Origin of the sequence: Bacteroides sp. AM41-16, assembly GCF_003603495.1 — a bacterium.
Classification (GTDB): Bacteria; Bacteroidota; Bacteroidia; order Bacteroidales; family Bacteroidaceae; genus Bacteroides; species Bacteroides uniformis.
This window is the reverse complement of the sequence record NZ_QTNE01000043.1, coordinates 1-3,233: the sequence shown is the minus strand read 5'-3', so window position 1 is coordinate 3,233 and position 3,233 is coordinate 1. Positions and strand designations below refer to the sequence as shown.

Below are 3,233 nucleotides of genomic sequence, written 5' to 3'. Positions count from 1 at the left end.
CTCTCTCATTTTCAATCGATTACATAAGAATTAACAGAGTATTGGTGGTAAATCCTTAGTCATATCTGTTTGTATGAAACCTGGAGCCACTGCATTCACTGTGATGTTACGAGGGGCTACTTCTTGAGCTAAAGCTTTTGTCGCTCCTATTAGCGCTGCTTTTGCAGTACTATAATTTACCTGACCTACCATTCCTTTCAAACCAGAAAGCGATGACATGTTTATAATTCTTCCACCTCGTTTACGAGGCATCATATGTTTCAATAGGCGTCTTGTGATATAGAAAAAGCCGTTAAGATTTGTGTTAAGTACATCATGCCATTCCTCATTAGCCATCATAAACATAACATTGTCTCGACGAATACCTGCATTGTTTACTAACACAGAAATATAATCATCAGGATGTCTTTGCTCCCACAGGTCAATCGCATTTTCTATAGATTGTGAATCTGCAACATCAAAAGGTAGCAACTCTGCATAACCTCCGTTCGCCTCAATTAGTTCCTTTACCTCATTAGCACTTTCGGAATTAGAATGATAATTGATTATGACAGGATACTCATTTGCTAAGCGCAAAGCCACTGCACGTCCTATACCTCGCGAGGCTCCTGTTACTAAAGCATATTTCATATTTATTAATTGTTTTATTATATTTTTTGAAGAAACGCACTTGGTATATAGGCTGTGGCCATTGTTACCAAATCATCTACTACCACGCCTACTCTCTGTTGCCCCTGCCAGCGTGCAACTATTCCAACCACCCCTTTGAATACACCATCAATAACCTTTACCAACTGTCCTTTCTCGAACTTTGGCACTTCGACTAATGACACGATTGTATTATCCGCATCGGCAGCACAGATGATTTTGAGACTTTCCATCTGATAGTCTGGAACTATCATAGGAACCTTCTCTATTCTGCGCCCAACGTGGACGTGACGATAGTAAAAACGAAGGAATGGGAGATTTACGTTGTCGTAAACAAAGGTTTTGAGTTGTTCTTCGGTACCGTAGGCGAAGAAGATGTTGGGTAAACGTGACTCGATAACAATTTTGCGCTTACCTTTTATAAGTTTCACTACCTCGGTGGTAGGATAGAAAGCCGTGATGCCTTTGGCGGTCATATAGTCGTATGCTTTTTTCTCTCTACCATAGGTGGTGCGTAAAGCATACCAATGAGGAATTTCTTCCTCTTTTTGCGCTTTAGACTTACTTGCTATATGGGCATTTCTGGTGGACACCCCTGTTTGTGAACTCTCGGCGGAAACTGTGCTTTGAGCTTCGGGGAGGGCGTTGGAGGTAAGTCCAGCGCAAGGAGGGAATTCACCTCCTCCTGAGGTGTGTACATCTTCTGATGTCCATTCATCGACTTTCATATCGGTGCTAACTTTTTTCTAGACAGAAATCCGTTAAATTGCGACAAAAAAAGCGTGGAATCGTCCTGTTGTCCATTCCACTTCCTGAGGCTCTAGCAATTGCCTATCATAGTTGAACAGACAACGTCAGAGCCCACGCCGATATGAAAATCATGTCCGTGTAAAGAGACCTATATAATACATTTGATTGCGCCCGAAAGGGTACAATCTATGCTTACAAGGTCTCCACGGGATTGAAATAATCACACCCGGGACATCTACCGTTGACCATATTCAAGACTATGATTAACTGTTAATTTGCTAGATTACAGGAAGTCTTAAACACAGCGTCGATAAACGCCTTCCATTATGTCTGGATTGCTTTCCCACCCAAAGCCCGCTTTCGTATAGATATGTCATGGTTGACTTCACTACACTCAGCACGGCGTAGGCTGCCGACTCGGTTATCATGAAAGAACTCGTCTTACAGCGACAACTGCGGTCTGGCTATACAATCCGACTGCAAAAATACGAAAATTTATTGAGAAAAGACAAGAAATGGCAGGAATTATAAATACTGCAACACAAATTTAAGACTATTTAAGCCTAATCGCTTTAATATCTCAGAAATTTTGTATAAACAAATACTGTTTTTCATTACTTTGATATCAAAATGTGAACGAAGAACTATCTGTGTTTAGATAATTTATATAGTATTAAGAAAAAGTAGTAGCAAACAAACTCATAATAAGTTTGCTTGCCACTTTATAAATAGACCAATTAAAGACCAATTCGGACCTTCCTTTCTTGTTGTACTATAGTATCTGCGTAGAATTCTCCCGATTTGATAGTGTTGTTTTCTTTTTGAGGTTTATCACTTATATCCTTTTCTTGAACAGGTGGTGCCAATTCTAACTGTATTTTTCTATCCAATGCTGCCAGTTCCGTCTTCAGACTTTTCAGCTCTTCTTCTCTCTTCCAGACCTTGGAAGCAATTTCCTTTAGTTGCGGTATCTCCTTCTCCAGTGTCCTGCATCTTGAATCATACTGTTCAATGTACCCTTGTATCTTCTGCAGGGCATTCACAAAGTTATTTGCCGCAGCTATCGGGTCAGACTTGGCGAGATGTCCGTTGTTGTACTGATACTTGTAATGGCCCTCAACAACAAAGCGGTTATCAACGAAGGGAAGACCGCTCTCAAAGCTTGTCTCGCTTACGACCTTGATAGGAAATCCATAAATTGCACCTATTTCCTTGTATTCCCCATCTGTCCTTTCCGTTTTTGCCATCCTTTGAAGCTGTTTGCCTATCACTTCCAGATTATTGGACTCGAGACCGTTAAGGGTGATGAGATTGAGAATATTCCCGTCCATATCCTTCTTTGCCTGACTCATAAACTTGTCATAGTCCGCTGTCATGCCTTTGAGTATAGTCCGATTGCCGTCCAGCTCTTCTGACTTTGACTTCAGTTTCTGTTCCGAATCACGCTTGCCCCTGTTGAACGATTTGCGCTCACCCTCCAGAGAAGCAATCTTCTTCTCCAGCTTTGCCTTGTCAAGCAAGTCGGTATTTCCGGAGAGAATAGCCATATACTCGGAAAAATTCATGCCCGATTTCTCGTCCATCGCTCCCTCGTCAATGGTTCTCGCCCCCAAGGCTCCGCTTTTCAACTGCGAGATAAAAGTCTGCTTGCAGTGCAGGAGGTTAAACTTGTACGAGTCAAGCGACTTTTCCACCGCATAGATGATGACATCCACCTTGTTGTCGGCATAGATTTTGGCAATCTCGTTGCCGGCACGCACACCTCGACCGTCACGCTGTGCCAAGTCTGACGGTCGATCGGGTAGGTCAAGGGCATTGCTGCCCTCTTCCCCCCT

General features: G+C 42.4%; 2 protein-coding genes and 1 pseudogene. All 3 read right to left on the bottom strand.

Annotated features, from left to right (window positions below; all coding sequences use genetic code 11):
* Positions 1-45: 45 nt before the first annotated feature.
* Positions 46-630: pseudogene (locus DW896_RS21230) on the bottom strand (SDR family oxidoreductase); the annotation flags it as partial.
* 17 nt (positions 631-647) lie between these two features.
* The gene (locus DW896_RS21225) at positions 648-1,376 is read right to left on the bottom strand and encodes a UpxY family transcription antiterminator (RefSeq protein ID WP_117664206.1); all 729 of its coding nucleotides are present in this window, start codon (positions 1,374-1,376) and stop codon (positions 648-650) included.
* A gap of 759 nt (positions 1,377-2,135) precedes the next feature.
* The coding region (locus tag DW896_RS21220; RefSeq protein ID WP_243634834.1) for a DNA methylase at positions 2,136-3,233 on the bottom strand (1,098 nt) is incomplete at its 5' end.